This is a genomic window from Methanobrevibacter curvatus (genome assembly GCF_001639295.1).
Lineage (GTDB): Archaea > Methanobacteriota > Methanobacteria > Methanobacteriales > Methanobacteriaceae > Methanoflexus > Methanoflexus curvatus.
The window spans coordinates 1-4,931 of the sequence record NZ_LWMV01000031.1; the positions used below are offsets into that span (position 1 = coordinate 1).

Consider the following 4,931-nt stretch of genomic DNA (forward strand, 5'->3'; position numbering starts at 1 on the left):
AGATTTATAATCCTATAAATACAGGTATTTTGATTTCTCGTGATACAAATACCATTAAACATAACAGTATAGCTGGTGGATCCAATGCTAAAGGCATATTACTGAAATCAGATTACAATTATGTCTATAAAAATACAGTTTCTAAAACTAAATATGGAATCTATGGCTACGGAGATAACAACAAAATATATTACAACAAATTAAATACTAATCAATATGGCATTTATATTAAAGGAGATGGAAATTCAATCAAAAAAAATATAATCACTAGTAAAAAAGATGGTATTGTTGTGACTGGTATGAAAAATAATATACAGTACAATAATATTAAATCAAAACACTTAGGCATATACATCTACGGCCATCAAAACTTAATATTAAAAAACAAAGCCAACAACAACAAATATGAAGGCATTAGAATTTTTGGAAACAAAAACACAATATTAAGTAACATAGTAAACAACAATAAACTCCATGGTATTAAAATAAATGGTGATAGGAACTTAATTTCAAAAAACTCTGCAAAAAGTCGAGGAATTAAGGTTAATGGTGATAGAAATACAATTTCTAAAAATAAAATAAGCAAAAACAATGCACATAGACTATGTATTACAGGAATTAAAAATAAACTATCTGGCAATAAAAATTAATTTAAATGGTTTTCATAGGAAATTCAATTATTTGATGTCATGAAAAAATTCGATGAACTATAATCATTAATTGACTAGAGATTTTGACTATGAATATAACTTGACAAAATCTAAATCTCTCATTTTCCTATTGAATAAAATTCTAAAACTAAAAAATATGTTACTAGAGCAAAAAATTACAAGATAAGCCAAAAACCACATAATAATGGCAAACATACTGAAAATTTCAACAATAGGTGATATTTATGGAAAACAGATATTTGATTATATTAGGGATATTAGCTGTAATTTTAGTAGCATTTATTTCTTTAGGACTTTATTTTAGTGATCAGAATAATTCAGAGATTAATAACCTAACTAACAACATAACTTCTAATAATAGCGATTTAAATAATATTGTTAATAACAGTAGTAATGTTAATACAAAAGAAAATATTAAAACAAATTCGACATCTAAAGTAAACAATAATAAAGGAATTAAAATTCCAAAGGACTATAAATTATCCTATACTGAAGCTATGAATTATGCAAAAAAAGCTACAAAGCATGCTTTTAAAAATACTGATATGGATGTCTATCCAAAATTTGGAGGTTTTGAAACGGTTTATGGGAAAAAATCTTGGTATTTTGAAGTTAGAGATAAAAAAACTAATAAATGGGTTGATGGATTTTTTATAGATGATAATACTGGAGAAGGATTCATATAATTCAAATTGGTCTTTTCTATTTTTATACATCTAATGAAAATCAATTAAATGTAGCTGAAAATTAATTTAGTTATAATATAGAATCCTTAAACAAATGGGCTTGGCTAGATACTATTCACCTATATTATAAATATGATAGTCACTCATGGAAACTCATTAGCAATGATAATGATCAGAGTGCATTTTATTCTGTTTCAAATTCAGGTAAAATTCGAGCCCTGGATATTAAAAATGTAAAAAGGTGATTGTAATGAAAAAAACTTTAATATATGCATCTATTATAATTGTTTTAATAATAATTTGCTTTGGAGCAATTAATACCTACTCAAACAATACTTCAAATTTAGAAAACACATCAAATTTAGCAAATAATTCAGATTTAGCAAACAATTCAATCAGTTCAAACAACAATTCTAACAAAGATAATTTAAGCAACAACACTAAAATAGAAACCAATGGACATAATCCAAAAAGTTCTACAAGAAATTTTCCTAAAAATTCCAAATTAACATATCTACAAGTATTTAAAATTGCATCCAAATTTGCTCAAAAATCTAAATTTACAGAAGACCCAAATGTAAAGGTTTACATAAAATATAATACTTATTATTATTTTGGTCCATCAAATGATTTGTTTTGGGACTTCAGTGTTTATTCTAAAAAAAATAATGAATGCCTTGGTGCATTTATGGTAAATGATGCATCAGGGCTGCCAGTTATGATATGAATAATATTCATAATGGAACAGAATAAAAATATAAAAAAAGACAAAAAATCCATTATTCCTAAAAAATCTAAATTAACATATAATTAATCATATAATATAGCTAAAAAAGATCTGAAGGTTATGACTATAATTATAGTGTATTACACTTGAATTTTAATTTTTATTCTAAGAAAAATAATAAACTAATGAATGTTTTTAGTATAGGGGATAATAATGGATTGGCAATAAAATTTATTTTGTATCTGCTGTTATTATAGTCAGAAACTTAATTTTTTGCACTAATTTTTACAGTTTATCTATATGTGGTTGACAACTTTTGTCCCAAAAATTTGGTTGCACTATAATATATTTTCTTTAAATTCAAAAACAAATGTTAAACTGAAGAAGTGATTAAGTTGAAATTAAGAAATTTAATTTACATTGGCATTGCAACTATTTTAATAATATCTTCTGTTAGCCTTATTTATATTAGTTTAGATAATGGACAAGACACTGTTGAAAATAGCTCTAAAGTTAATAATACAAACAGTGTTAATAATAGTGATATTAATGAGACTGAAAATAATACGAATAATTCTACAAACGAAACAAGCCCTACTGGAAATATTAAGAGTTCCAACAGCCATGTGAAAAAAAATCAGCCTAAAAATATTCCTAAAAATTCTAAATTATCATATTCTAAAGCATATAGTATAGCAGACTCATTTAAAGGCAGTGATTCTGGTCCTTATATGAAAACTTATGTGAAATATAAAGGTTATATGTATGATAAAGGTGATTTATACTGGAAATTTGAGATGTACTCTAAAAAAGACAATATGCCTTTAGGCGAATTTCGTGTAAGTGATGCTACAGGTGAAATAGATTTAGGCGGATAAAATTAGTAAATTTTTTGAGGATAATTTATTATTAATCTCTATCTGTTTTTAATAATTTTTATCTTTAAATATTTTTTAGTAGCTGAAGATGTCCCACAATTAATTTCATGAGAAAGTTAATCTCTTTAAAATCGATTTAATCAATAAATCATTATTTAAATATAAATTAATATTTTATTGGCTATTATTTTACTAAATAAAATTATATTTAATAGTTATAATTAATTTAATCAATTTAAAAACAATTTAAAAACAATTTAAAATCAGTTTTAAATTACCTAAATTTTGAAATTTTGAGTTATGAGACATCATAGATAAAATAGATAAATGATTTATATTTTAACTCTACCTCTCTAAAAATGTTTTAAAAGCAAAATAATTTACTGCAGATAATTCCAACTTCAAAACCATACATAAATTACATATAAATTAAAACAAAATTGTAAAAATTATGTAATCATCTTGACCTACCACAGTCTTATTTCTATTTGGTGAATAAGCTTTTGTTGAGAACCCTCTTTTTTTTATGAAAATTTTCAAAAATATTATAACACAGAATGGATAAACTAAAAATCATGAATTTTAAATTATTACTATCAATTGTTTTTCAAAGTGTTTTATTTGCTTTAATTCTATTTTTTGTGTCATTTTTAGGATTAAATTTATTTACAGATATTATAAACAATCTAGTTGCTTTATTTATAATCATGTTCATTATCTCTTTGTTAATTTCTATTTCTTCAACCTTAGAACATGATAGATCTCGAGGAATTACTCGTTTTTTTGTTTTACTTTCTCAGTTTTTGATTTGGTTTTCAATGATGTATTTGATTTTATCTGCAATTATTTATTTAACTTTAATGTTTATTGCTATTCCTGTAGATTATTTGTTAGCTATTTATATTTTTATAATTCCAATAATAGCTATTTATGGATATATTAAAGCACACACAATTAAAATAAATGAACATGAGCTATTTATTGAAAATCTGGAAGAAGAAATTTCTATTCTTCATTTTTCTGATGTTCATATTGGTTCTGTTAACAGAGGGAAGCTATTAAGAAATATTGCATCTAAAATCAATTCTGTTGAAGCAGATTTAGCTATTTTATCTGGAGATTTGGCTGATGGTTCTTGTCCAATAGCTATTGATGACTTTTCATATTTAAAAGAATCTAATATTCCCATAATATTTACTCCAGGTAACCATGATTATTATCCTGGTATTGAAAACGTCATTAAAGCAGCTGAGTTTGCAGGACTTAAGGTTTTATTAAATGATAAAATAAGTTTTAAATCCTTATCAATTCATGGTTTTTTTATGGCTTCTGTTTTAAAGCCAGGAGTTTCAATAAAAAATAGTGAGGATTTTTCAAGGATAAATCCTGATGAACTTAACATTGTTATCAATCATTTTCCAACAAATTGGGAGGAATTTAAAAATATGGGTGTAGACATTCAACTTTCGGGTCATACTCATGGAGGACAATTTTATCCAATAAAATTCTTAATTAGAGGAATGTTTAAGTATGTTAGAGGTGTTTTTAAAGATAACAATAAATATTTAGTTGTTAGTGATGGTGTTGGAACATTTCAATCACCTATTAGATGGGGAACTAACTCAGAAATACTTTTATTAAAACTTAAAAAGATTAGTAATTAATAACCAACAATTTAAATGTGTATGATTCATTTTAACATTTTTTATAATTATTTTTTATAAGATTTTTTTATAATATTATTTTATAATATTATTTTAAAATATTTTTTTAAATTATTTTCCTATAAAATTTTTTCCATTTTATTTTTTAATATTTATTTGGCTATAGAGTTATCAATATAAAAACTTTAAAAATGAAATCTTTTTCTAACAAAAAGTAATTATATTTATATACTATTAAAGACATATATAACACTATAAATTTATTGAATTTTCACTAAGTTTATATATTTAAAATACATATATAT

5 protein-coding genes are annotated in these 4,931 nt (G+C 23.7%); all 5 read left to right on the top strand.

The features are described from left to right. A partial coding sequence (locus MBCUR_RS01010) for a right-handed parallel beta-helix repeat-containing protein (RefSeq protein WP_211265112.1) occupies positions 1-650 on the top strand: 650 nt, incomplete at its 5' end. Positions 651-895: 245 nt separating this feature from the next. Next, positions 896-1,357 carry a hypothetical protein gene (locus MBCUR_RS01015; protein ID WP_067089125.1) on the top strand — a complete coding sequence of 154 codons (462 nt, stop codon included), beginning with the start codon at positions 896-898 and terminating at the stop codon, positions 1,355-1,357. Positions 1,358-1,607: 250 nt separating this feature from the next. Continuing rightward, positions 1,608-2,084 (top strand): hypothetical protein, encoded by a 477-nt coding sequence (locus MBCUR_RS01020; RefSeq protein WP_067089128.1) that lies wholly within the window; start codon positions 1,608-1,610, stop codon positions 2,082-2,084. A gap of 395 nt (positions 2,085-2,479) precedes the next feature. After that, positions 2,480-2,962 carry a hypothetical protein gene (locus tag MBCUR_RS01025; protein WP_067089130.1) on the top strand — a complete coding sequence of 161 codons (483 nt, stop codon included), beginning with the start codon at positions 2,480-2,482 and terminating at the stop codon, positions 2,960-2,962. Between the two features lie 575 nt (positions 2,963-3,537). Continuing rightward, positions 3,538-4,626 (top strand): metallophosphoesterase, encoded by a 1,089-nt coding sequence (locus MBCUR_RS01030; RefSeq protein ID WP_067089133.1) that lies wholly within the window; start codon positions 3,538-3,540, stop codon positions 4,624-4,626. Positions 4,627-4,931: the final 305 nt, after the last annotated feature.

Coding starts and splice junctions, on each gene's coding strand:
- MBCUR_RS01030 (WP_067089133.1), top strand. CDS start 3,538: ATGAATTTTAAATTATTACTATCAATTGTTTTTCAAAGTGTTTTATTT.
- MBCUR_RS01020 (WP_067089128.1), top strand. CDS start 1,608: ATGAAAAAAACTTTAATATATGCATCTATTATAATTGTTTTAATAATA.
- MBCUR_RS01015 (WP_067089125.1), top strand. CDS start 896: ATGGAAAACAGATATTTGATTATATTAGGGATATTAGCTGTAATTTTA.